The organism is Meridianimarinicoccus aquatilis, from assembly GCF_004358675.1.
Taxonomy (GTDB): Bacteria; Pseudomonadota; Alphaproteobacteria; order Rhodobacterales; family Rhodobacteraceae; genus Meridianimarinicoccus; species Meridianimarinicoccus aquatilis.
On record NZ_SMZO01000003.1, the window covers coordinates 102939 to 127464 of the forward strand.

Consider the following 24526-nt stretch of genomic DNA (forward strand, 5'->3'; position numbering starts at 1 on the left):
TGTCAGTCCTGGGCGCGCAAAATCTGTGCCGGGCGCGCGGCCAGCGGGCGCAGCGCAAAGGCCAGCCCGGCAATCAGCGTGGCCAGAACGCCGCCCGCCACGATGGCCAAGGCATTGCCCCAAGCCAACTGGAAAGGCGCCTCCATGACGAATGTCATGACACCCCAGCCCGCAATCGCCCCGGCCAACAGCGCGACAATTCCAGCCGCCGCACCCATGAGCGCCGCACGCAGAGCGAAACTGCCCAGAATACGCGCCCGGCTTGCCCCCAACGTCTTGAGGATCGCCGCCTCGTACACACGAGCCCGTTCACCCGCCGCCGCCGCGCCAATCAAAACGATGAACCCAGTGAGCAGCGTCGCTGCAGCACCATAAGACGTGGCTGCCGCGATGCTGTCCAACACTGTGGCGACATTCTCGATCGCATCGCGCACGCGGATCGCGGTGATGTTGGGATAGGCCCCCGCCAGATCACGAAGGATCGCGGCTTCTGCTTCTTCTTCTGCATACACTGTCGAAATCCACGTATGCGGCGCACCTTGAAGCGCGGCGGGACTCATCGTCAGAATGAACCCGATGCCGGCATTCGAAAAATCCACAGCGCGGAAACTGGTTATTTCCGCCGTGATACTGCGCCCCAAGACGTTCAGCGTAATGGTGTCCCCCAGTTCCAGATCCAACTCTTCGGCTTCTTCAGCGGCAAAGCTGATCTGCGGGGGACCGTCGTAATCCTCGGGCCACCACGTGCCTTCCGTAACCTCGACCGTATCTGGCGGAGTGGCAGCATACGTGATGCCGCGATCCCCCCGCAGCACCCAGTGATCCGCATATTCACGGGCGGGCGTGCCGTTGACCTCAGTCACGATCCCGCGAAGCATCGGCGCTGCATCTACACGGCTTACCGCCGGATCGCGGTCCAGGCGGGCGCGAAAGCCATCAATCTGGTCGGGCTGGATATCGACAAAGAAATACGACGGTGCGACTTCAGGCAGGTCATTGTCGATGGCGTTGCGCAAATTGGTGTCGATTTGCCCAACAGCTGCCAATACCGTCAGGCCAAGGCCAAGCGACAACACGACAGACGCCACTTCACTTCCCGGCCCGCCAATCGCCGCAAGCGCCATGCGTAATCCGGGTTTGCCGCGGATGGCTCGCCTGCGCGATATCACCCGCGCTGCATGGCGCAGCCCGAACGCTGCAAGCGCCAGAACGACCAAAGCCCCGGAAATTCCCGCTGCCGTCCACAAAGCAAGACTTGGGACGCTGGACAGCAGGGCCGAAATGCCCACCAGCGCAATCAACAAAGCCCCCGTCAATGCAAGATAGCGCGACCGCGGCAACCCAAGCCGGCCATCCCCACCATCGCGGAACAGCGCTGCGGCGCGCACCTCTTCGGTGCGGGACAGCGGCCAAAGCGTAAATATCGCAGCTGTGAGTAGCCCATAAAGACCCGCTTCCAAAAGGGGCGCCGGGTGAATACCAAACACCACCGGGACAGGCAAACTGGCCGCAATCAAGGGCGCAAAAAACAACGGAAGAGCCGCGCCCAGAACCAGCCCAGCGACCACGCCAGCGAGTGTCAGCACGCCCACTTGGATCAAGTAGACGAAGAAGATGGTCGCACGATCAGCGCCCAGCGTCTTGAGTGTCGCGATTACGCCCTTTTTCCCGGCAAGGTAGGCGCGCACAGATGCCGAAATACCGACACCCCCGACGGCAAGGCCGGCAAGGCCGACAAGCACAAGAAACGCACCGATCCGCTCTACAAAGCGCTGCACGCCGGGTGCACCGTTACGGCTGTCACGCCAGCGTGCGCTGGTCCCGTCAAACCGCGCATCCGATTGCGCGTTGAGCAAGGCAAGGTCTGCGCCTTCGGGAAGATCCAGCCTGTACTTCACCTCGAAGATCGTGCCGGACCCAAGCAGGCCAGCGCCGTCCAGATCAGTGGCCCGCACGATGGTACGCGGGCCAAGAGCAAAGCCCGCCGATGACGCATCTGGTTCACGCGTGAGTTCCGCCATCAACCGAAATTCGGCCGTGCCCAACCGGAACGTGTCACCGATGGCAAGCCCGAGCCGGTCGATCAGCACCCGCTGCATCACTGCCCCCGGCAGCCCGCCTGCCCCGTCCAGCGCGGTATCCAACGTCATATCCGGCGAAAGCTGGACGGACCCGAGCAGAGGATAGGCGTCGTCAATTCCCTTGACCTGCGTCAGACCCCGTTCAACCCCGTTTTCCCCGTCGAATACGGCCATGGACCGGAAGTCATACACTTCGGATACAGCATCGGCGATGCCACTGATCCAATCCCGTTCTTCCGCCGTTGCGGCGCGGTAATCAAACTCGATCTCGGCGTCACCGCCAAGGATCACCGCCCCTTCGGATCGCAGTCCCGCCTCGATCGCGGCGCGGACCGTGCCGACGGCGGCAATCGCCATTACACCCAGCGTCAAACAAAGCAAAAAGATGCGGAAACCCCGAACCCCGCCGCGCAATTCGCGCCGGGCAATACGGGCGGCCAGTCGGAATCGGCCCGGACTTGCAGTTGCTTGCACCGTCACTCTGCGGCCTCCAGCCCTGCGGTCTCGTCGATGCGCCCATCCCGAAGCGGCACAACCCGGTCACAAAGGCGCGCCAACTCAGGCGCGTGCGTCACCATGATCAGCGTCGCGCCGTGCCTGTCGCGCAATCCAAAGAGCATCTCGATAATGGCCTGCCCATTGGTGCCGTCCAGATTTCCGGTCGGCTCATCCGCCAACAGGATCGCGGGACGCGGGGCCGCCGCACGGGCAAGGGCCACGCGTTGCTGTTCCCCCCCGGACAATTGCGATGGATAGTGATCGGCACGGTGGGCCAGCCCAACGGCGGCCAGTTCTTCAGCCGCCCTGTCAAACGCATCCGGTTTTCCGGCCAATTCAAGTGGGGTTGCAACGTTCTCCAGCGCGGTCATTGTCGGGATGAGGTGGAAAGACTGGAACACCACCCCCATATGATCGCGGCGGAAGCGGGCAAGTTGGTCTTCGTTCATCGATGTCAGATCCTGCCCCAACGCACGCACCTGCCCGCCGGTCGCGGTCTCGAGACCGCCCATGAGCATAAGGAGAGACGACTTGCCCGATCCAGACGGCCCTACAAGACCCACTGTCTCACCAGACATGACGTCCAGTGTGATACCGTGCAGGATATCCACAGGCCCCGCATTCCCTGCGAGGCGCAAGCTGGTATCTTTTAGCGATAAAATCGGATCGGACGCGGCAACCATGACAAAGGCCTTTTTGAACAACTTCTACTTTGGATATGGCGCGCCGCGCGGAATCCGCAACCTGATGGCGGCAATCATGCTCGCCTTGGTGGGCAGCGCGGCTGCTGCCCAGCCTGTGACTGTCGCGGCCTTGGGAGACAGCCTGACCCAAGGGTACGGGCTGGTGCAGGAGGACGGGTTCGTTCCGCAATTGCAGGCGTGGCTGGATGCTAACGGCACGCAGGCCCTGATTTTAAACGCCGGCGTATCGGGTGACACAACGGCCGGGGGGCTTTCGCGCCTTGACTGGACCCTGAACGATGATGTGGGCGCGCTGATTGTCTCGCTTGGCGGCAACGACCTGTTGCGCGGTATTCCACCCGAAACCTCCCGGGCCAATCTTGACGCAATTTTGATCAAGGCAAAGGCGCAAGGCCTGCCCGTTTTGCTGATCGGCGTCACGGCACCGGGGAATTTCGGACCGGATTACAAGGCAGCGTTTGACGCCATTTATCCCGATCTTGCTGCAACCCACGACACTTTGCTGATTCCAAGCTTTCTAGCGCCAATCGAAGCTGTGCGGGACGAAAGCGGCGACGACACGGCAATGCGCACTTTGATGCAAGCGGATGGAATTCACCCAAATGCGGACGGTGTGGCCCTGATCGTGGAAGCTGTGGGGCCGAAGGTGGCCCAGTTGGTGGCACAGGCCGGCCAGTGACCCCCTGTTCGTCCGCGCGCGGCGCACTAGATGCCGCTCATGACGAGACTGCACCCATGATTTTGACCATCGACGGCGTCCGAAAAAGCTTTACCGGGCCAGAAGGCAGCGTGCGCGTGCTGGACGGGCTGCACCTTGACCTTGCGGCTGGCGAAACTTTGGCACTGACGGGTGAAAGCGGGTCAGGAAAAAGCACTTTGCTTACGTTGGTCGCCGGTCTTGATGCCCCGGATGAGGGGCGGATCATGGTGAGCGGGCAACAGGTCAACGCTTTGGACGACAGCGCCCGTGCCGCCCTGCGCCGCACAACCGTTGGGTTGGTTTTTCAGCAGTTCAACTTGATCCCGTCGCTCAACGTTGCGGCCAATCTTGCCTTTCAGGCAAGGCTGGCAGGGCGGCTGGATATGCCTTGGCTGGAAGAGGTGACAGGCCGTCTGGGGTTGTCTGATCTGGGCAACCGATATCCGGAACAGCTTTCCGGAGGACAACAACAGCGGGTGGCAATCGGGCGAACGCTTGCCGCGCGCCCTGCCCTGATCCTCGCGGACGAACCCACCGGCAATCTGGATGAAGCTGCGGCCGACAGGGTTCTGGACCTGATGCTGGAGTTGTCACGCGACAGTGGTGCCGCCTTACTGATGGTGACGCATTCTAAACGGCTGGCCGGGCGCCTTGATCGGCGCGTACACTTGAGCCGAGGGCGCGTCGCATGACGCGGCGCGGCGCACACGCGCCTTTCTTGTGCGGGACCGCAGACGGCGACAACTGCGCAAAACCGAACGGCGCGTTCTGATGTGGCGTGCTACGGCAGGCGTTTTGGCAAGCCACTGGCGCCGCCATCCCGGACAGACCGCCACTTTGCTGTTGGGTCTTGCGCTGGCAACAGCCCTTTGGACGGGTGTGCAGGCGATCAATGCCGAAGCGCGCGCAAGCTACGACCGAGCCGCCGATGTCGTCACCCAGAACGGGCGCCCCGTCATTCGCGACCCATCGGGCGCGGACATCCCGTTGGAAATTTACGTCGCCTTGCGCCGCGCTGGATGGCCGGTTGCGCCAGTTGTTGAAGGACGCGCAGACATAGCCGGGCGCGATGTAACACTGATCGGGATCGATCCGTTATCTGCGCCGGTTCTGCCCGCCGCTGAGCCGACAGAGGGAAGCGCAACTCCTGAGACCGATACAGAAGGGCTGATCGCCTTTATCGGGCCGCCAGGCCGATTGATGGCTGCGCCAGAGACCGCAGCCCGGTTGCGCGGCGCGCTGTCGCAAGACGTTCTGAACACGCCCGACATCGCACCCGGCACAGCAATCGGCGATATCGGCATAGTCTCTCAATTGCTTGGGCTGCAAAACGTCATAACGCGGATGATCGTCGTCGCAGACCCGCCCGCACACGCGCCGCCCCTTGCCCAACTCGCGCCGGGCTTGGAACAACTCGCACCCGAGGCAGGCGCTGATATGGCAGGGCTCACGGGCAGCTTCCACCTGAACCTGACAGCGTTTGGGTTATTGTCGTTTACCGTTGGTTTGTTCATCGTGCACGGTGCCATTGGGCTGGCCTTTGAACAACGCAGGGGCATGTTTCGCACCATTCGCGCACTTGGCGTACCAGCGCGCACGCTGGGGGTGTTGGTTGCAATCGAACTGGCGATCATCGCAACACTGGCCGGGGCAGTCGGAGTCGGCTTGGGCTATGTAATCGCAGCGGCGTTGTTGCCCGACGTGGCGGCCACGCTCCGCGGACTGTATGGCGCACCGGCATCGGGCGCCTTGGCACTTCGCCCCAGTTGGGTCGCGGCGGGGTTTGCCATGGCTTGGCTTGGCACGGGGATTGCTGCCGCGCAGGCCTTGTGGCGGATGGCACGCCTTCCACTGCTGGAAAGTGCACAACCACGGGCATGGGCCTTGGCAAGCAGTGCGTCTCAAACACGCCAAGCCTTGGCCGGGCTTGGCATACTGTGCGTCGGGGCCTTTGCCGGTTGGCTGGCAGACGGGCTGGTTGCCGGGTTCACCGCACTTGGCGGTCTGTTGCTGGGCGCAGCCTTGGGTCTGCCGTGGGTATTGGCGCGGGGTTTGGCATTTGCTGAAAGGCGTGCGCGTGCGCCCTTGACCGAATGGTTCTGGGCGGACACGCGGCAACAACTCCCCGGTCTTTCGCTGGCGCTGATGGCGCTGATGCTGGCGCTTGCGGCAAATATCGGCGTATCGACGATGGTCGGTAGCTTTCGTGGGACGTTCACAGGCTGGCTGGATCAGCGGTTGGCCGCAGAGATTTACCTTGATGCAGGCACCGAAGACCGCGCCGACGAAATCCGCACATGGCTTGACCCGCAGGTCGACGCAATCCTGCCGCAAGTTTGGACCGAGGCCGAATTGGGTGGCGAGCCTGCCACACTCAGGGGCCTGCCAAATCACGCGACATACCGTGACAACTGGCCGTTATTGACACCGGCATCTGGTGTTTGGAATGCTTTGGAACGCGGCGAAGGCATTCTGATCAACGAGCAATTCGCCCGCCGCACCGGGACCAGCACCGGCGATGTCGTTCGGCTGGACGACTGGACCGCGCCTGTCCTTGCCGTCTATTCCGACTACGGAAATCCGGGGGCCGAGGCAGCGGTCGGCCTTCGATTGTTCAGCCAGCTGCACCCCAACGTTCCGCAGGTGCGTTTCGCGGTCAGGCTTCCCGTCGCAGACGCCCCTAAGATGGTGGAGGCGCTGCAGAACGAATTCGCGCTCGGCGCCGATCAAATGCGCGATCAGGCCGCTCTGAAAGCCCTGTCGCTTGAGATTTTTGAACGAACCTTTGCGGTGACCGGCGCGTTGAATGTACTGACGTTGGGGGTGGCCGCAGTTGCGATGCTGACCAGCCTTTTGACATTGGCCACTCAACGATTGCCACAGGTTGCCCCGATTTGGGCCATGGGCCTTGGGCGCACCCAGATCGCGCGGCTTGAGTTGCTGCGCTCTGCTTTGCTGGCTTTGGGAACAGCTGTTTGTGCGATTCCAGTTGGGCTTGCCTTGGCTTGGGTTCTTCTGGCGGTGGTCAATGTTGCCGCGTTTGGCTGGCGTCTGCCGATGCAGGTCTTCCCATCGGACTGGGTCGGGCTGACAGCGCTTGCACTGCTGGCGGCTTTGGCAGCGGCTGCATTGCCCGCACGCAGGCTTGGCCGACGCCCCCCCGCCGATTTGCTGAAAGTCTTTGCCAATGATCGCTAAAGGAATGGTTCATCTGTGCGTGTGGGGGCTGCTTGCTGTGTTTGCAGCCTTTTCCGCCAGCGCGCAGGGGTTTGCCGGGATGGCATCCGACGCCGAAGGGTTCAGCCTCCCGCGCCCGAACCCGGAGTTCAGTTTTCCAGAGGATCATGGGCCGCATCCGGATTTCAGGATCGAATGGTGGTACGTGACCGCCAACCTCACTGCCGAGGACGGACGTTCCTATGGCATACAATGGACTTTATTTCGAAGCGCGACGCGCCCCGAAGCGCCCGCAGACACCGCCAAAGGCTGGGCGTCACCGCAGATTTGGTTTGGACATGCCGGCCTGACCAACGCCGACCAGCACTTCACAGCGCAGACATTTGCGCGCGGCGGCATAGGGCAAGCGGGCGCAACCGCCGCCCCCTTTGCCGCTTGGATCAACGATTGGGCCATGACGGGGCGGGCCGGGCCGGGGCAAGACGCGTTGGACCGGCTTGATCTTTCGGCCCACGGCGCGGATTTTTCATACGCGTTGAAGCTGGAGGCCCAGGGGCCAATCCTGCGTCAGGGGCTCGACGGGTATTCGGTGAAATCCCCGCGCGGTCAGGCCAGTTATTATTACTCACAGCCACATTACGACGTTCAGGGAACGGTACACTTGCCCGGCGGGCCCGTTGTTGTCACGGGGCAGGCTTGGCTGGATCGCGAGTGGTCATCGCAGCCGCTGGCCCCCAGCCAAACCGGGTGGGATTGGTTTTCTTTGCATCTGGCGGATGGTGCGAAGCTGATGGTTTATCGGCTTCGCGATGCAGACGGCCCGGATTTTATTCCCGCAAGCTTTGTTGGACCAGATGGCGCGGCGCGCTACCTGCCCGATGGAGATGTTGAACTGACACCGATCAAGACGACCCGCGTGGCAGGACGTGACGTGCCGACTCATTGGCGTGTGATCTGGGCAGACGGTGGCCTTGATATCGAAACAGAGCCGGTGAACACGCAGGCTTGGATGGATTTGAACGTTCCCTATTGGGAAGGCCCGGTTCGGGTCACAGGCACCCATCAGGGGCAAGGATATCTGGAGATGACGGGGTATGAGTGAGTGGTGGACCGATCTTGAGACGCTGCGAACGCGCGTCTGGGAAACCATTTCAGACGGCGTTCACAATCGTCACTCCGCCGCGCGCGTCGCGGCCTTGGCCACCGCAGGTCAGAATGGCGGAGCAGAGGCGCGAATGGTTGTGCTGCGTGGCGCGGACCAAACGTCAGGAAAGATATATGTTCACACAGACACGCTTTCGGCAAAGGTTGCGGAACTGCGCGCCGACCCGCGGGCCACGGTGTTGATTTGGGATCCCGCAGCTCAGTTCCAGATCAGATTGAAGGTTGAGGTGGGGATCGACACGGGGTCCTGCGTCGAAAGAGATTGGGATCGTATTCCCGGCCAAGCACGCCGGGTATATGGCAATGCGCCCGAGCCGGGATGGGGGCTGGAGTGCCCGGAAGCGTTAACCGTCACCCCGGACCAAAGCCGCTTTGCGGTGATGACATGCACGCTTCGCGAAATCGATGCGTTGCACCTTGGCCATGAGGTGCATCACCGGGCTGCCTTTCGACGCCGGGATGGGTGGCGCGGGGAGTGGATCGCCCCCTAAACGGCCACTGTGGGAACCGTGCTCTCCCGCCCGTCTTCGACATCTTGCGATATCTCATCCCGTTGGGCCCGGCAGCACGCACGCGCTTTTTCAAAGCGCGACCGTGCTGGGCGCACTATTTGGCAGACTTGGGGCACACGTACCGAAAGACATGCCCAATTCGCGCATCCCACGTTTCGGTTGAGACCCCTTTAACCATGTTGGCGGTAAGCAGGGATTCATGACCCTAGTTTGATCCCGTGGAGCCATCAAGTTGCCGCCATTTCCCCTATCCAACCGTGGCCGTGCATCGCAGTTTTCGGCGCAGGTCGAGGTCGATCAACCGCCTGAATCCCCAGCACCTTTGTTTCGCAGACCCGCGAGGGCATTCCCGCGCCCAGAGCCAGACCATGACACGACTGCTCTTGCCCACCTTGGGATAGGCGGAGCGGAAGGGGATGTCGCTACACTGGAAGCTGCCATTCATCCCGCGGCATGTATCCGCCTTCCCCTTCGGGTGTTTCAAGGGCCAGGCGGATTGATGGCGGACGCTTTGGGAGATTTGGCTGCACTTCATGAGCCTCGATTTTACGCCGAAGATTCGATCCAGACAGAAACGTTTTCAAAGGAACTGTGCCACGAAGCAGCCGAAGCGCAGAGCGGCTTGCACAGCGATACGGGTCACTTTGTGGTGGTACGAGGAAGTCTGATAGGACGCCATGAAAGCCATGGCTGGTTGGGGGCGCCGCAAGGACAAGAGGTGCGACTGCGTGGCATGGCCGATCTGTGGTGCGCTCAAGGGCAAGTGCGTGACGCCTGGATATTGCGAGACACCGCAGGCGCATTGGCACAAGCAGGCACGGTTACCCCGCAGCAGTGGGCGCGCGCCCGCATTCGCGCCGCAGGCGGGCCGGAACTATGCGACCAACCCTTGTCACCGGACACCGACCTTGAAGGACCCTACACCGGTCGGGGCAATTCTAGCCCCCATGCCGATGACCTAGTGGAGCGGCTACGCGGGTTAATGGATGGCGATTTCTTGACGTTGGGACGGGATCGAAGTCACCCCTGCACCCACGTTTTGCCCGGAAATCGACAGTGTATCGGCTCGGCGGCGGCGCAGGCTTTCTGGGCGGGACTGCGCAGCGCGCTGCCTTCTGCAGCCTTTCGCGTGGAGCATCGCAGCGCATCTGTGGAAGTTGGGCAAGCCCCACGGGCTGCGGTCCGCTGGTCGCTTTATGGGCGGCACGACGGCGCCGGTCGATTTGGACCTGCAACTGGGGTCTATTTGCATGTGATGGGGATGACTCATGTGGAATTCGGCCCCACGGGTATTCGGCGCGATTGGACACTCATCGACGATTGCGCAATCTGGACCCAAATCCTGTTGGCCACTGGGGATATTTAGCTGGTTTTGAAATGAGAACGTTTCGCGGGCGCAAATGCCGTGTCTCTTGACGCTTTGGGATGAAGCAAATGACTTTGGCGCGTTGAGACACGTTCAGGTTCAAGATGTTGACACCAAATCCGTAACAGCGCGGCTTACGGCTTCTGCTCGAGGTGATTAACGCTCGCTTGAGACTTCGGTTCTTGAGGCACTCCAGATCGCTGCGCGAAACATAATCAAGCCCAAGTATACCGGGCTATAGGAACGGCACGACAGAAAGTGCCGGAGAGCGCTTTGCTCCCCTTTCTTCATTGTTTTGTGTATCTTCGGAATGCCGTCATGCTTTTTCGTTAGTGTATCGAACTCTGCCATTTCTTGATGTTTTTCGTTGTCGTAATCTGTCTTGCATCGCCAATATCACCATCTACCAAATACCTGTGGCTGGCGCAGGACAAAGCGCATGTCTATCCGCACTCGCAACCTATCAGACATTCAATACACGCGACGCGAGTTTGCCCCTCCGAAACAGTCCATATCCGTTGGGACGGCAAGTGGCAGTGCGCCGCCGGGTAGAGTCAGATCGGAAGTGGAGCACTTTCGCGCGGCTGATCGCGCACCGCATCTATCCAAGACGCCGGGACCGAAGACAGCACCAACGCCACGCATAGGTCAAACAAAACTCACGGATCACAGAGAGTTACCATTGGGCAAGATAGCTTGACGGACGCTGGCCCAAGACCGGCACCCATAGCTTAGCGCAAACGCAATTCAGTTTCCGCATCAAAGACCAGCATCTGCTCAGGATCAACAATCAGTCCGACACGGTCGCCGATACGCGATCGATGCGCGCCGCGTTCTTCTATAACCAGCGTTTCACCGCTGGGACAGCGCAGGTGCACATAGGATACGCCGCCAAGGGCTTCGGCCAGTGTGACCAGGTGCGTATCTTTTCTGCCGTCCAGTGCCAGATGCTCGGGTCGCAGGCCCAGCAACACCTTGCATCCAGGTTCGGGCACACGCACAGAAACATGGACCGGGTCATCCCCCAAACCCGGCGCAATGACACCGCCACTGGCCACCTCACCCGAGAGGAAATTCATCGCTGGGCTGCCAATAAACCCGGCGACGAAACGGTTATCTGGATCACGGTACAAATCCATTGGCGCCCCAACCTGCTCAACTTTGCCGGCGCGTAACACGACGATCTTATCCGCCAGCGTCATGGCCTCGGTCTGATCATGAGTCACGTAAATCATGGTTGCCCCAATCTCTTGGTGCAAACGGGCAAGTTCAACGCGCATCTCAACCCTGAGCTCTGCGTCAAGATTGCTCAACGGCTCGTCGAAAAGAAACACATCAGGGCCGCGCACGATGGCGCGCCCAATGGCCACCCTTTGCCGTTGCCCCCCTGATAACGCCTTGGGTTTGCGCGCCAGATAATCATCCAGTTTCAGAATCCGACTGGCTTCAGCGACCTTGGCGGCGACTTCGGCCTTTGGGTGCCCTGTCATGCGCAGCCCAAAGCCCATATTCTGCGCCACCGTCATGTGCGGGTAAAGCGCATAGGTCTGGAACACCATCGCTACCCCGCGCTCGGACGGATCAAGGCGGGTCACGTCGCGCGCGCCAATCCGGATCTCGCCTCCGGTTGTTTCCTCAAGGCCCGCGATCATCCGCAGCAGCGTGGACTTTCCACACCCGGATGGGCCGACAAAGACGCAGAACTCGCCCTCTTCCACAGACAGGTCGATCCCGTGGATGACCTCAAGTTCGCCATAAGACTTGACGACACCACCAAGTGTGACACCCGACATCCTGTTTCCTCCCTCAAGCGGGCCCTTGCGCATCCGGAAAGCGCCAGGCCTCAGTGTCTTCTGTTATTCGGGTCGCGGCCGCCCTGAGCGCGGGCAGATACGCGGCGAGATCCTGTTCGGTCATACTGTCCGCTCGCCCAGTCACCGACATCGCGCCCAACAGGCGCCCCCGACGGCTTAGAACAGGAACGGCAATGCAAATGATGCCGGGTTCATGTTCTTCGCGGTCGAAGCCCACGCCATCTGCGCGGATCTGCGCCAGTTCGGCCAACAGTGCGGGCGCATCTGTCAGGGTGTTTGGCGTGAACCGATGAAACGACTGCTGCGAGACAAGCCCATCCAGATCGGATGTCGGCACATGGGCCAGCATCACCTTGCCAACACCAGTGCAATAAGCCGGGCCGACTTTGCCCGCTTCGGAATACATCTGCACGGGCTGTGCAGCGTTGCGTTTGTCCACATACAGAACCTGTGCATGATCAAGTTGCGCAAGATGAACCGTCTGCCCGACTTCAGCGCTGAGTTGGTCGAGATGCGGACGCGCAATGGGGCCCAATGACGATTGACGCCATGCCACATGGGCCAGTCGCACGAGGCGCATTCCAAGGGCGTACAGACCCGTATCGGGATCATGCCGCACCATACCCTCGCGCACGAGTGTCTGCACAAGACGATAAAGTGTGGCTTTGGGATAGCGACTTTGGGCCTGAAGTTCAGCGAAGCGGATACCGTTCGAATGGGCCGCGACTGCGTCAAGCACCTCCAGCGCTTTGCCTACAGTGCCCGGTCCCGGTTCGGCACTTTGTACAGATGCGCCACTGTGTACAGATGCGCCACTGTGCGCCGGATTAGCCATGCTTGTTCCTCCCGCCGTCCCATCCTTGAGTGTTCCCCGCCTCTGGTGTTGACAACACTAGGCGAGTCGCGGTTATGATTTCAATATAAGAAACATAGTTCCAAATAATGGAACATCCCAGCATGAAATTCAGGGAGGACCACATGCTATCCACCACACGTCTGCCGCTTGTTGCAGCCGTCCTGACAACTGCGCTGACCGGCGCAGCCAGTGCTCAGGACAGTTTATCAGGGACGCTCAAGATATTCTCGGACATGTCTAATCCAGCGCCGCGCGCGGTCATGGAAGGCATGGCGGAACGTTTCGACGCAATGCACCCGGATCTTGATGTTGAGCTGACAATTATCGACCGGGAAGCTTATAAGACGCAGATCCGGAACTTCCTGACGGCCAATGCGCCTGACGTAGCGAATTGGTACGCCGGCAACCGCATGGCACCTTATGTGAATGCGGGTCTGTTTGAGGATGTAAGCGACCTGTGGGATGGGCAGATCGGCGAAGAACTGGCGTCAACCCAAGGCGCGATGACGTTGGACGGTAAGCAATGGGGCGTGCCTTACACCTATTATCAATGGGGCGTGTACTACCGCAAAGACATCTATGACCGTCTGGGCCTTTCCGAGCCGGAAACCTTCGATCAAATGAAGGCCAATTGTCAGGCACTTCTGGACGATGGCGTCAAATGCTACACGATCGGGACCAAGTTCCTGTGGACCGCGGCAGGTTGGTTTGACTATTTGAACATGCGCACCAATGGATATGATTTCCATATGGCGCTGACTGCAGGCGAGGTGGAATGGACCGACGACCGCGTGCGCCAGACCTTTGCAAATTGGCACGAGCTGATCGACATGGGAGCCTTCATCGACAACCACACCGCCTATAGCTGGCAAGAAGCGCTTCCGTTCATGGCACAGGGGGATGCGGCGGCGTATCTGATGGGCAACTTCGCTGTAGCACCGCTGCGCGATGCGGGTTTGGACGATAGCAAGCTGGACTATTACCAGTTCCCCGCAATCAACGCAGATGTCGAACTGGGCGAAGACGCGCCGACGGATACGTTCCACATTCCGGCACAGGCGCAGAACAAAGAGGCAGCGCGCGCGTTCCTGCGATTTGTCGTATCGGCGGAAAACCAGACACAGATCAACGCGGGCGATGCGCTTGGTCAGCTTCCGGTGAATGCTCTGAGTTCGGTGGATGATGACAAGTTCCTCAAAGAAGGGTTCGACGTTCTGAGCAACCGCGCGCCTGGCGGGATCGCGCAGTTCTTTGACCGTGATGCGCCGGCGGAAATGGCCAAGTTGGCTATGGAAGGCTTTCAGGAGTTCATGGTTCTGCCAGACAATCTTGATCGCGTTCTTGACCGGCTCGAAGCTGGACGCCAGCGGATCTATTGATCCAGCGGCCGGGCGCGTGCCGCGCCCGACATGACCCTGATCCGGTCCGCGGCGATGCCACGGTCCGGATCGCCGCCCAGCCCAAGCCGAGGAAACCGCTCATGGCACCGCCCGTTCCATCGTTCTTTCCCGCACCCGCCCGATCGGCCCCGGCTGCAAAGACATGTGGAGTGGCTTGATGACCAGCAGTTTCTGGCGACGCAATCAGCAGCGCCTTGCCCCCGCTCTTTTCCTCGCGCCGGGCATCCTGTTTTTTGCCTTTTATGTGATCTTCCCGATCCTTCAGTCCTTTCGGATTTCGTTTTATAAATGGGATGGGCTGAGCCCGGCAGAGCCCGTCGGGATGCAGAACTATTCCCAGCTTTTTGAAGACCCAGCCTTTTACACGTCGCTTGGCAACAATGTCATTTGGCTGTTTCTGTATCTTCTGGCGATCCCGGCAGGGTTGGCAATCGCGTTGTTCCTGAACCAGACCGTCACAGGCATCAGAATATACAAGTCCCTGTTTTTCTTTCCGTTCGTGGTAAGCCAAGTCGTTGTCGGCCTGGTTTTCACTTGGTTTTATGACCCCACCTTCGGACTGCTCAACACTGTCCTTGAAGCGGTCGGACTGGACCCGGTGAACATCCTTGGCGATCCTTCCAAAGTGACTTATGGCATCATTGCTGCCGGGCTTTGGCCCCAAACCGCCTATTGCATGATCCTCTACCTGACGGGTCTCAACGCAGTGGATCCGGAACAGGTGGAGGCAGGTCGGCTAGACGGTGCCAAAGGGTTGAAAATGCTCTGGCATGTCATCTTGCCTCAACTGCGCCCGGCAACCTTCATTTGCTTCGTCGTGACAATCATCGGCGCGTTGCGCAGCTTCGATCTTATTTCGATCATGACTCAAGGCGGCCCGTTCGGAACCTCCCGTGTGCTTGCGTTCTACATGTTCGAAGTCGCATTGTCGGAATATGGCTTCCGCATGGGGTACGGCGCCGCAATCGCGGTGGTCCTGTTTTCGATCATGATGGTCTATATCGCGGGATTCCTTTGGAAAATGTACCGCGACGAGAAAGGCGCGTGACCATGCACTCCGCGCCCCAGCCCCGCATCCAAAACCCGCACATCGCCCCCCACTCCACTCCAACACCAGAGGTCTGAGATGTACCCCACCCCCATCGCAAAGACCTCTCCGGCATGGCAAATAAGCTATCAGGCGCTACTGCCGGTCGCGCTTGTGCTTTGGCTTTTGCCATTGATCGGCGTGGCGATTTTTTCGCTCAAGCCCGCTGCGGATTTTGCACAAGGCAACTATTGGGGCTGGCCATCGACCTTTAGCGGCATCCAGAACTATACGCTGGTTTTTACCGGCTCAGACATGCCCAGATATCTGATGAATTCCGTCTTGATCACCGTTCCAACCGTGATAGGTGCGGTAGCCTTGTCTTGCATGACAGGCTTTGCGCTTGGCGTTTATCACTTTCGTGGCAACCTTCTGATTTTCTTCATGTTCGTCGCTGGGAACTTTGTGCCATTCCAGATCTTGATGGTCCCCGTGCGGGACCTGACCCTCGCGATGGGACTCTATGACACAAAGACCGGGCTGGTGCTGTTCCACATTGCCTTTCAAACCGGGTTCTGCACGCTCTTCATGCGAAACTTCATCCGCGCGCTTCCCCGCCCCCTGATCGAAGCGGCGCGGGTCGAAGGCGTCAGCGAGATCAGGATTTTCGCCTTTATCATTCTGCCGCTGATGAAACCGGCGATTGCGGCGCTGTCCGTGCTGATTTTCACCTTCATATGGAACGATTACTTCTGGGCGATCGTGCTCACTCAAGGGGCAGACAGTCAGCCGGTTACGGCAGGCATCACAAGCTTTAATGCCCAGTACCGGGCTGCCTATCACCTGATGAGCGCGGGAAGCCTTGTCGCCGCGCTTCCACCCGTCGTGATGTTTTTCGCCATGCAACGCCACTTTATCGCTGGGCTCACGCTGGGCGCAGTCAAGTAGCAGGACTTACCAAGATGCCCAAAATCGCCTTCATCGGGGCTGGCTCCACCATCTTCATGAAACATATCGTCGGCGACGCGCTGCACTTTCCGGCTTTGTCCGGGGCGGATATCGCGTTGATGGACATTGACGAAGCGCGGTTGGCCGAGTCCGCCCTTGTTGCGCGCCAAATGGTGCGCGCGATGAAGGTTGGCGCGACTGTCACCACACACACAGATCGTCGCGCCGCGCTGGACGGGGCAGATTTCGTCATTACCGCCTTTCAGATCGGCGGGTACAAGCCCTGCACGGTTACCGATTTCGAAATTCCCAAAGCGCACGGCCTGCGCCAGACCATCGCCGACACGCTGGGCGTCGGCGGCATTATGCGCGGGCTCAGAACCGTCCCGCATCTGTGGGCGCTTGCGCAAGATATGGCCGAACTTTGTCCCGATGCGCTGTTGCTGCAATACGTGAACCCGATGGCGATCAACACTTGGGCTCTGGCCGAACGCTTTCCTGCCCTAAGACAGGTTGGGCTTTGCCATTCGGTCCAGAACACCGTCGCGGAAATGGCCTATGATCTGAACATCCCAGCGTCCGAAATTCGGCACCGGGTGGCGGGTGTGAACCATGTCGCGTTTTTCTTGAAACTGGAACATGCCGGCGTCGATCTTTACCCAGCCCTCCGGGCCGGCTACCGCGATGGCAGCCTGCCGAAGACACCTCTGGAACGGCCGCATTGCCTAAACAAGGTTCGCTATGAGGTGATGGATCATTTGGGGTACTTCTGCACCGAAAGTTCGGAACATCTGGCAGAGTATGTTCCTTGGTTCATCAAGCGGGACCGCGCTGATCTGATTGAGCAGTTTGGAATTCCGCTCGATGAATACCCGGCACGCTGCGAAATTCAGATGGCTGAATGGGCTGCTCAGGCAGAAGCCATTCGGCGCACGGATACGGTCAGCGTTGAGAAAAGCCATGAATTTGCCGCTGACATGATGAATTCCATACTCACAGATACGCCGATGACTGTTTATGGCAATCTGCCCAATCACGGGCAAATTCCGCAACTGCCGCTCGGGGCTGCCGTAGAAACACCCTGCCTTGTTGACGCCAACGGTGTGCAACCAAGTGTGGTTACCGATATTCCCCCACAGCTCGTCGCCCTGATGCGCAGTCAGATAAATGTTCAGGAACTTGTGGTGCGCGCATTGCTTGAAGAAAACCGGGACCACATCTATCACGCCGCAATGATGGATCCCCACACCGCCGCAGAGCTTGATCTGCGGCAAATCCGGGCACTGATGGATGACCTCATCACCGCGCACGGTGATTGGCTTCCTGCATGGTGCCACGACGAAAGGACAGCCGCATGACCAGACACGCCCGATTTCCCGATCTTGATGGCGCGTCTGTCTTTGTCACCGGCGGCGGGTCCGGAATTGGCGCGGCCTTCACGGACGGACTGATGGCACAGGGCGCAAAGGTGGCCTTTGTACAGCGGTCAGACGGCACGGCCTTTTGCGACGCAATGGAACGTGCGCACGGCACGCGGCCGTTGTTTCTGCCGTGCGACATCACTGACACCCCCGCCTTGCAAGCTGCCATCGCACAGGCGGCTGCTCAGCATGGTGACATTGACGTACTGGTCAATAATGCCGCAAATGACAAACGCCACAGCACAATGGAGGTGGATGAGGCGTTCTGGGACTGGTCCCAAGCCATCAATCTCAAATCCTATTTCTTTGCGGCTCAATCCGTTCTTCCGGGCATGCGCAAAGCTGGGCGCGGCAGCATCGTGAACTTGTCATCAATCAGCTACATGATGGGCAATGCGGGCTATCCTGCTTACACCACGGCAAACGGCGGCATCACCGCGCTGACCCGCTCTCTGGCGCGGGAATTCGGGCCTGACGGTATCCGCGTTAACGCGCTCGCACCGGGCTGGGTGTTCACAGAAAAACAGATTGCCCTTTGGGCCACAGAAGAGGGCGTCGCGGCGCATCTGGCCCGCCAATGCCTGCCGCGGATGCTGAAGCCTGATGAAATGGTCGAACCATTGTTATTTCTTGCGTCCGAAGCCAGCCGCGCCATGACCGGGCAAGCCATGGCTGTCGATGGCGGCGTGGTGGTCAGCGGATGACCCAGCCCCCCATCACCGCCGACTGGATCGCCGCCGACTGGGGCACTTCGCACCTGCGTGTTTGGGCCATGGCCGATGGCGCAGATATTGCGCAGGCACAGTCCGACCAAGGCATGAACCGACTGTCACCGGGCGGGTTTGAGGCCGCGCTGCTTGAGTTGATCGAGCCTTGGCTTGGCGCGGGCACGACGCCTGTTGTCGCTTGTGGCATGGTCGGTGCGCGGCAGGGATGGGTGGAAGCCCCCTACACGGCTGTGCCTTGCACCCCCCTGCCCGTGACCCCGGTGCGCGCGCAAGCGGCAGATCAGCGCCTTGCCGTTTGGGTTGTGCCCGGCCTGAAGCAGCAAAGCCCGCCAGACGTCATGCGCGGCGAGGAAACGCAGATCGCCGGGTTCCTTGCGCTGAACCCAAATTTTGACGGTGTGCTATGCCTGCCCGGAACCCATACAAAATGGGCACAGGTTTCGGCGGGTGAGGTCGTCAGTTTCCAATCGTTTATGACGGGTGAATTGTTCGCGTCCTTGGCCGAGAACAGCGTGCTGCGCCATACCGTTGCGCCTTGCGGCTGGGATGAAGGCACCTTTGCCGACGCGCTTGACGATGCGTTGTCGCGGCCAGACCGGCTTGCCGCCCGCCTGTTCACTTTACGCGCAGATGCTTTGCTCAATGATACCAGTGGCACGCAAGGGCGCGCGCGTCTGTCCGGTCTTTTGATCGGCGCGGAACTGGCTGCTGCAAAACCATATTGGCTGGGCCAACAAGTGGGCGTGATCGGCGCTTCGGCCGTTGCCGCACCCTATGTCACTGCCCTGACACGGCAAGGAAATACGCCCGTTCAGGCGGACGCCGCCGCCATGACCCGCGCGGGGTTGATAGCCGCCCATCGCAACATCGACACCTGAAAGGGACCTGCATGAGCCGCCCTCTGATCGCCATTCTACGCGGGATCACGCCGCCCGAAGCCTTGCCCGTGACAAAGGCCCTGATTGATGCGGGCGTCGACCGGATTGAAGTGCCGCTGAATTCGCCAAATGCGTTGGACAGCATTACCGCCATGGCCGCTGCATTTGGCACGCAAGCCTTGATCGGGGCTGGCACTGTTTTGACCGCTGAGGATGTCGCCCGTGTCGGCGCTGCGGGTGGCCGCCTGATCGTGTCGCCCAATTGCGACACTGAGGTGATCCGCGCCACCAAGGCGGCGAAGCTGGCCAGCTTTCCGGGCGTGTTTACCGCAACCGAGTGCTTCGCCGCTTTGAAAGCCGGTGCAGACGGGCTCAAGATTTTCCCGGCCAGCCTGATGGGGCCAGACGGGCTATCAGCCCTGCGCGCCGTTCTGCCCGCCACGACACAGGTCTTTGCGGTGGGCGGCGTTGGCCCGGCCAATTTCGCCGCGTGGCAAGCAGCCGGAGCGTCGGGCTTTGGCATTGGCACCGCGCTTTATAAACCCGGCCGCAGCGCCGCAGACGTGGCCATTCGCGCCGCCGAACTGGTCGCCGCGTGGGATCGCGGCACCGCAAATGGCGCTGCCTTCGCATGAAACGCAGCCTTGGGGTTTGCTATTATCCGGAACACTGGCCGGAAGACCAATGGCCAGACGACGCGGCCCGCATGGTCTCTGCCGGGATCAGCCGCGTGCGGATTGGGGAATTCGCCTGGGGCCTGATCGAGCCGAAGCCGGGCGTGATGGACTGGGGTTGGCTCGACCGGGCGATCGACGTTCTGGCAGACGCCGGGCTTGAGGTGATCCTGGGCACCCCGACTGCAACGCCTCCACGCTGGATGCTGGATCGCCACCCGGACATGTTGGCGGTGGACGCGACTGGGCACCCGCGCCGCTTTGGGTCGCGGCGGCACTACTGTTTCAGCCATGCCGGATACCGCGCAGAGGCCGCCCGCATCACAGAGGCCATGGCCCGCAGATACGGGCGCGACGGGCGCATCATCGCATGGCAGACCGACAATGAATATGGATGTCACGATACGGTTCTGAGCTATTCGCCCGCCGCCCTGTCCGCGTTCCGCAACTGGCTGGCGCAGCAGTACCAGTCGCCCGAGGCGCTGAACCGCGCTTGGGGAAATGTGTTCTGGTCCATGGCCTATGACAGCTTTGACCAGATCGGGTTGCCGAACCTGACGGTAACAGAACCGAACCCCGCCCATGCTTTCGACTTTCGGCGGTTTTCAAGCGAACAGGTGGTCGCCTTCAACCGGATGCAGGTGGGCATCCTGCGCCGTCACACCGCTGCCCCGCTGACGCATAATTATATGGGGCGCGAGGTGGCGTTTGACCATTTCGCCGTAGGCGCTGATCTCGATATCGCGAGCTGGGACAGTTACCCAATCGGGTTCCTGTCCGACCGGATCGAAGCGTCGGACAACCACAAGCGCCACTACCTGCGCCAGGGTGATCCCGACATGCAGGCACTGCATCATGACCTGTATCGCGCGGTCGGACGGGGGCGCTGGTGGGTGATGGAACAGCAGCCCGGCCCGGTGAACTGGGCACCATGGAACCCCGCCCCGCTGCCCGGTATGGTTCGGCTTTGGACATGGGAGGCATTCGCCCACGGTGCCGAAACCGTCACCTATTTTCGCTGGCGGCAAGCCCCCTTTGCGCAGGAGCAGATGCATGCCGGGCTGCTCTTTCCCGACAGCAGCGATGCGCCGGGTCTGGCCGAGGCCGCGCAGGTCGCGACAGAACTGAAAGCCATGCCCGATGTTGCACCGACCCGTGCGCCCGTCGCGCTGGTCTTCGATTATGCAAGCGCCTGGGCGTGGCAGGTACAGCCGCAAGGCGCCGATTTCGACTATTTCCGCATGGTGCTGTGCTGGTATCGGGCCGCGCGTGAATTGGGACTGTCCCTTGATATTCTACCGCCCGACACGAACGACCTGTCAGACTACGCCGTGGTACTGATGCCCGGCCTTGCGCAGCTCTCAGCACCGATGCTTGCGGCGCTGGAAAGCTATGAAGGGCGCGCGCTTGTCGGGCCGCGCAGCAACGCCAAGGGGGCTGGCATGGCAACGCCTGTGCCACTTCCGCCGAACCTGCCGGGCATGGACTTGCGAGTCAGCGCCGTGGAAAGCCTTCCGCCCGGTGTAGCCGAGCCGCTGTCGGGCGGCGGAACCATCGTGCATTGGCGCGAACATCTGGACGGCGCAGCTGACATTCTGGAAACCGACGCCGCAGGGGCACCCTTGATCGCACGTATGGGGGCATTGACGTATTTGGGCGGCTGGCCCGATGACACGGCATTGCGCCGCTTGATCGCTGCGGCCTGCACCGAGCAGGGTATCGCGGCAGACCCCTTGCCAGACGGGCTTCGCCTGCGTGACACCGGTTCGCACCGCTTTGCGTTCAATTATGGGAAAACGCCCGTCACATGGGAGGGACAAGTGTTGCCCGCTGCCGGTGTCGCGTGGCGGGCGCTTTGATCCCTTGCCAGAGCATGATGCAGCCGCTTAGGTGACGCCATGACCCAAATCCCTGCCCCCGGCGTGACGCCCCTGCCCGATACCTGCGACGGCACCGCCGTGCAGCGTGTGACAATCAGCAATGGAACCCTCAGTGCATCGTTTCTGACGCGCGGCGCAATCTTGCAAGACCTGCGGCTGCAAGGCGTGGCGCACAGTCTGACAGTCGGCAGCCCCGATACAGCCGCCTATGCCGGGCCGCTTTGCTATTTCGGGGCGCTCGTCGGGCCAGTGGCCAACCGCATCGCAGGTGGGACCGCGACGCTAAAAGGATCGAAGTACGAGTTTGACCGCAACGATGGCGGGCAAGCCACACTGCACGGCGGCAGCACAGGCACCCACACACGCAACTGGGACATCGACATTGCGCGGGCTGACCGGGTGACGTTCACCTTAAGCCTTCCGGATGGAACAGGCGGCTTTCCCGGCAATCGAACGGTGGCTGCACAATACGCGCTGACAGGGCCAGATACGCTTGAGTTGACTGTCATTGCAGCGACCGATGCGGCCACGTGGATCAACTTCGCGCCACATGGGTTCTGGAACCTTGATGGCGGGCCGGATCTGTCGGGTCACAGCCTGCAAATCGCTGCAGATTACTATTTGCCAGCCGATCCCACAGGATTGGTGACAGGCGCGGTCGCCAAGGTCGCGCAAAGCGATTTCGACTTTCGGGCAGCCCGGCCAATTGGGCCCGGCACCACGCCTGAACTTGACCACAACTTCTGTTTATCGCGCATCCGCCGAGACCCGGAACCTGCTGTTGTTTTGACAGGGGCGTCGGGCCTTTCGCTGCATGTAGCCACATCAGAACCAGGCGTTCAAATCTACGACGCGGCGCATGGCGGCGGCGGCGGCATCATGGGGCATTGCGGTCACCCAATCGGTCCCTATTGCGGGCTGGCGATTGAACCGCAGGGCTGGCCTGACGCACCAAACCGCCCTGGCTTCCCGCCGGTTCGTGTCGAAAGCGGCACCGCGGTGCGCCAGATCACACGGTGGCGGTTCGTCCAGCCGGACTAAACCTGTGTCGTCAAAATTGCCGCGCGCGGTCCCGCAAGAGAAATTTCTGTATCTTGCCCGTCGATGTCTTGGGCAACGGGCCAAAGATCACGTAGCGAGGGGCTTTGAAATGCGCCATTTGATTGCGGCAAAAGGCGATCAGCTCGGCCTCGCTGAGGTGACGTCCCTCTTTCAGTTCGACAAACGCGCAGGGGGTTTCACCCCATGTTTCATCAGGCTTGGCGACCACGGCAGCGGCCATGATGTCCCCATGACGATAAAGCACGTCTTCCACCTCTATTGAGCTGATATTCTCGCCCCCGGAAATGATGATGTCCTTTGATCGGTCTTTGATCTCGACATATCCATCGGGGTGCTGCACCGCCAAATCACCGGATGCGAACCACCCGCCGCGAAATGATCCGTTCGTCGCGCTTGGGTTCTTCAGATACCCTTTCATGACGCAGTTTCCGCGCATGAAGATTTCACCGATCGTCAAGCCGTCGCGCGGCACCGGGTTTTGCGTTTCAGGGTCCGCGACCATCAGATCGTCCAGCGCCATGTTCGGAACGCCCTGCCGCGCCTTGAGGCGGGAAAGCTCGTCCCCCGGCAAACCAGACCAAGCGGTTTGCGGCATGCAAATCACCGAAGGGCCATAGGTTTCAGTCAACCCGTACACATGGGTCACCTCCACACCCATTTCCTCCATCGCGGCGATGACGCTGGCGGGCGGGGCCGCCCCTGCGGTCATCGCCTTGACCGGATGATCCAATCGCCGCTTCAAGCGGTCAGGGGCGTTGGCAAGCAGGTTCAACACGATGGGAGCGCCGCAAAAATGGGTGACCTTTTCCCGATAGATCAGATCAAACACATCCTCGGCCCGAACCGCCCGCAAACACACGGCCGTGCCCGCATGTGCCGCCAGTGTCCAAGGAAAGCACCAGCCGTTGCAATGGAACATCGGCAACGTCCAAAGATAGGAGGCGTGGCGCGGCATCGTCCATGTCACAATGTTGGAAACTGCGTTCAGATGCGCCCCGCGATGATGATAGACTACGCCTTTTGGGTTGCCTGTGGTCCCGGATGTGTAGTTGAGCGATATCGCGTCCCACTCATCGTCGGGGACGACCCACTGAAAATCGGGCGAGGCGCTTGCAAGAACTTCGTCATAGGTCATTGAACCAATCTTTGTGCCGCCCTCGTAACTGACATCTTCGATATCAATCACAAGCATCTCACGCCCGGACATGCGCACGGCGCGTTGCACGACATCGGAAAACTCTGGATCGACCAGAACCGCCTTTGCTTCGCCGTGGTTCAAAATGAAGCTGATCGTTTCGGCATCAAGGCGGGTGTTGATGGTGTTCAGGACGGCCCCCGCCATGGGGACACCGAAATGCGCTTCGAACATTTCCGGGATGTTGGCCGCAACGATCGCCACCGTGTCGCCCCGGCCAATACCCTGTGCCGAAAGCCCCCCCGCCAAGGCGAAGCATCGCGCATATGTCTGTGCCCAGTTGCGGCGCACCCCGTGATACACCACCGCCAGTTGATCGGGGTAGACCGCAGCGGTTTTTCGTAAAAAGGCGAGCGGCGTGAGAGGTTCGTGATTGGCTTGGGTCTGGCCCAGCCCATCTTCGAAAATTGTCTGCATGATCGGCCCCTACCAAGACATGTT

The 24526-nt window shown here is 60.6% G+C and carries 20 protein-coding genes; 15 read left to right on the forward strand and 5 right to left on the reverse strand.

All coding sequences use genetic code 11. The features are described from left to right. Positions 1–2: 2 nt before the first annotated feature. The gene (locus E2L05_RS02285; RefSeq protein WP_243721836.1) at positions 3–2561 is read right to left on the reverse strand and encodes an ABC transporter permease; all 2559 of its coding nucleotides are present in this window, start codon (positions 2559–2561) and stop codon (positions 3–5) included. Continuing rightward, positions 2558–3262: an ABC transporter ATP-binding protein gene (locus tag E2L05_RS02290; protein ID WP_133341274.1), complete on the reverse strand. Its 705-nt coding sequence runs from the start codon at positions 3260–3262 to the stop codon at positions 2558–2560. Before E2L05_RS02290 ends, E2L05_RS02285 begins: the two co-directional genes overlap by 4 nt. Here E2L05_RS02290 and E2L05_RS02295 point away from each other — a divergent pair. From E2L05_RS02295 to E2L05_RS02320, 6 genes are all read left to right on the forward strand, one after another. Then, positions 3261–3962: an arylesterase gene (locus E2L05_RS02295; protein ID WP_133341275.1), complete on the forward strand. Its 702-nt coding sequence runs from the start codon at positions 3261–3263 to the stop codon at positions 3960–3962. The genes E2L05_RS02290 and E2L05_RS02295 overlap by 2 nt on opposite strands. Positions 3963–4018: 56 nt before the next feature. After that, a complete protein-coding gene (locus tag E2L05_RS02300) occupies positions 4019–4675 on the forward strand; it encodes an ABC transporter ATP-binding protein (protein ID WP_133341276.1) in 657 nt (218 codons plus the stop codon). A 79-nt stretch (positions 4676–4754) separates the two neighbouring features. Next, positions 4755–7181: an ABC transporter permease gene (locus E2L05_RS02305; RefSeq protein ID WP_133341277.1), complete on the forward strand. Its 2427-nt coding sequence runs from the start codon at positions 4755–4757 to the stop codon at positions 7179–7181. Next, positions 7171–8262: a lipocalin-like domain-containing protein gene (locus E2L05_RS02310; RefSeq protein WP_133341278.1), complete on the forward strand. Its 1092-nt coding sequence runs from the start codon at positions 7171–7173 to the stop codon at positions 8260–8262. Before E2L05_RS02305 ends, E2L05_RS02310 begins: the two co-directional genes overlap by 11 nt. After that, positions 8255–8815 (forward strand): pyridoxamine 5'-phosphate oxidase family protein, encoded by a 561-nt coding sequence (locus E2L05_RS02315; RefSeq protein WP_133341279.1) that lies wholly within the window; start codon positions 8255–8257, stop codon positions 8813–8815. Before E2L05_RS02310 ends, E2L05_RS02315 begins: the two co-directional genes overlap by 8 nt. A 253-nt stretch (positions 8816–9068) precedes the next feature. Beyond that, positions 9069–10202: an ester cyclase gene (locus E2L05_RS02320; protein ID WP_133341280.1), complete on the forward strand. Its 1134-nt coding sequence runs from the start codon at positions 9069–9071 to the stop codon at positions 10200–10202. 731 nt (positions 10203–10933) lie between these two features. On the opposite strand, the gene E2L05_RS02325 is transcribed toward E2L05_RS02320, so the two are convergent. Together E2L05_RS02325 and E2L05_RS02330 are read right to left on the reverse strand one after the other, a co-directional pair. Then, entirely contained in the window at positions 10934–12028 is a 1095-nt protein-coding gene (locus E2L05_RS02325; RefSeq protein ID WP_449288510.1) for an ABC transporter ATP-binding protein, read from the reverse strand. Continuing rightward, positions 12009–12851 carry an IclR family transcriptional regulator gene (locus E2L05_RS02330; protein WP_133341282.1) on the reverse strand — a complete coding sequence of 281 codons (843 nt, stop codon included), beginning with the start codon at positions 12849–12851 and terminating at the stop codon, positions 12009–12011. The genes E2L05_RS02325 and E2L05_RS02330 overlap by 20 nt, the downstream gene beginning before the upstream one ends. Before the next feature lie 143 nt (positions 12852–12994). Between E2L05_RS02330 and E2L05_RS02335 the strand changes: the two genes are divergently transcribed. The 9 genes from E2L05_RS02335 (at position 12995) to E2L05_RS02375 (ending at position 22869) form a co-directional block, all read left to right on the forward strand. After that, positions 12995–14251, forward strand: coding sequence for an ABC transporter substrate-binding protein (locus E2L05_RS02335; RefSeq protein WP_133341283.1), 1257 nt, complete (start codon positions 12995–12997; stop codon positions 14249–14251). Between the two features lie 178 nt (positions 14252–14429). Further along, positions 14430–15320, forward strand: a complete 891-nt coding sequence (locus E2L05_RS02340) for a carbohydrate ABC transporter permease (RefSeq protein ID WP_243721837.1) — start codon at positions 14430–14432, stop codon at positions 15318–15320. Between the two features lie 78 nt (positions 15321–15398). Continuing rightward, complete coding sequence (locus E2L05_RS02345) at positions 15399–16247, forward strand: carbohydrate ABC transporter permease (RefSeq protein ID WP_133341285.1); 849 nt, start codon at positions 15399–15401, stop codon at positions 16245–16247. A 14-nt stretch (positions 16248–16261) separates the two neighbouring features. Continuing rightward, entirely contained in the window at positions 16262–17605 is a 1344-nt protein-coding gene (gene melA, locus E2L05_RS02350; RefSeq protein WP_133341286.1) for an alpha-glucosidase/alpha-galactosidase, read from the forward strand. After that, on the forward strand, positions 17602–18372 hold the full coding sequence (locus tag E2L05_RS02355) for an SDR family NAD(P)-dependent oxidoreductase (RefSeq protein ID WP_133341287.1): 771 nt from the start codon (positions 17602–17604) through the stop codon (positions 18370–18372). The genes melA and E2L05_RS02355 overlap by 4 nt, the downstream gene beginning before the upstream one ends. Further along, on the forward strand, positions 18369–19274 hold the full coding sequence (locus tag E2L05_RS02360; RefSeq protein ID WP_133341288.1) for a 2-dehydro-3-deoxygalactonokinase: 906 nt from the start codon (positions 18369–18371) through the stop codon (positions 19272–19274). Before E2L05_RS02355 ends, E2L05_RS02360 begins: the two co-directional genes overlap by 4 nt. An 11-nt stretch (positions 19275–19285) precedes the next feature. Next, on the forward strand, positions 19286–19909 hold the full coding sequence (locus E2L05_RS02365; protein ID WP_133341289.1) for a 2-dehydro-3-deoxy-6-phosphogalactonate aldolase: 624 nt from the start codon (positions 19286–19288) through the stop codon (positions 19907–19909). Next, positions 19906–21807, forward strand: a complete 1902-nt coding sequence (locus E2L05_RS02370; RefSeq protein ID WP_133341290.1) for a beta-galactosidase — start codon at positions 19906–19908, stop codon at positions 21805–21807. The genes E2L05_RS02365 and E2L05_RS02370 overlap by 4 nt, the downstream gene beginning before the upstream one ends. A gap of 39 nt (positions 21808–21846) precedes the next feature. After that, on the forward strand, positions 21847–22869 hold the full coding sequence (locus E2L05_RS02375) for an aldose epimerase family protein (protein WP_243721838.1): 1023 nt from the start codon (positions 21847–21849) through the stop codon (positions 22867–22869). Positions 22870–22879: 10 nt separating this feature from the next. Here the strand turns inward: E2L05_RS02375 and E2L05_RS02380 are convergent, their stop codons facing one another. Continuing rightward, positions 22880–24502 (reverse strand): acyl-CoA synthetase, encoded by a 1623-nt coding sequence (locus E2L05_RS02380; protein ID WP_133341291.1) that lies wholly within the window; start codon positions 24500–24502, stop codon positions 22880–22882. Positions 24503–24526 lie beyond the last annotated feature (24 nt).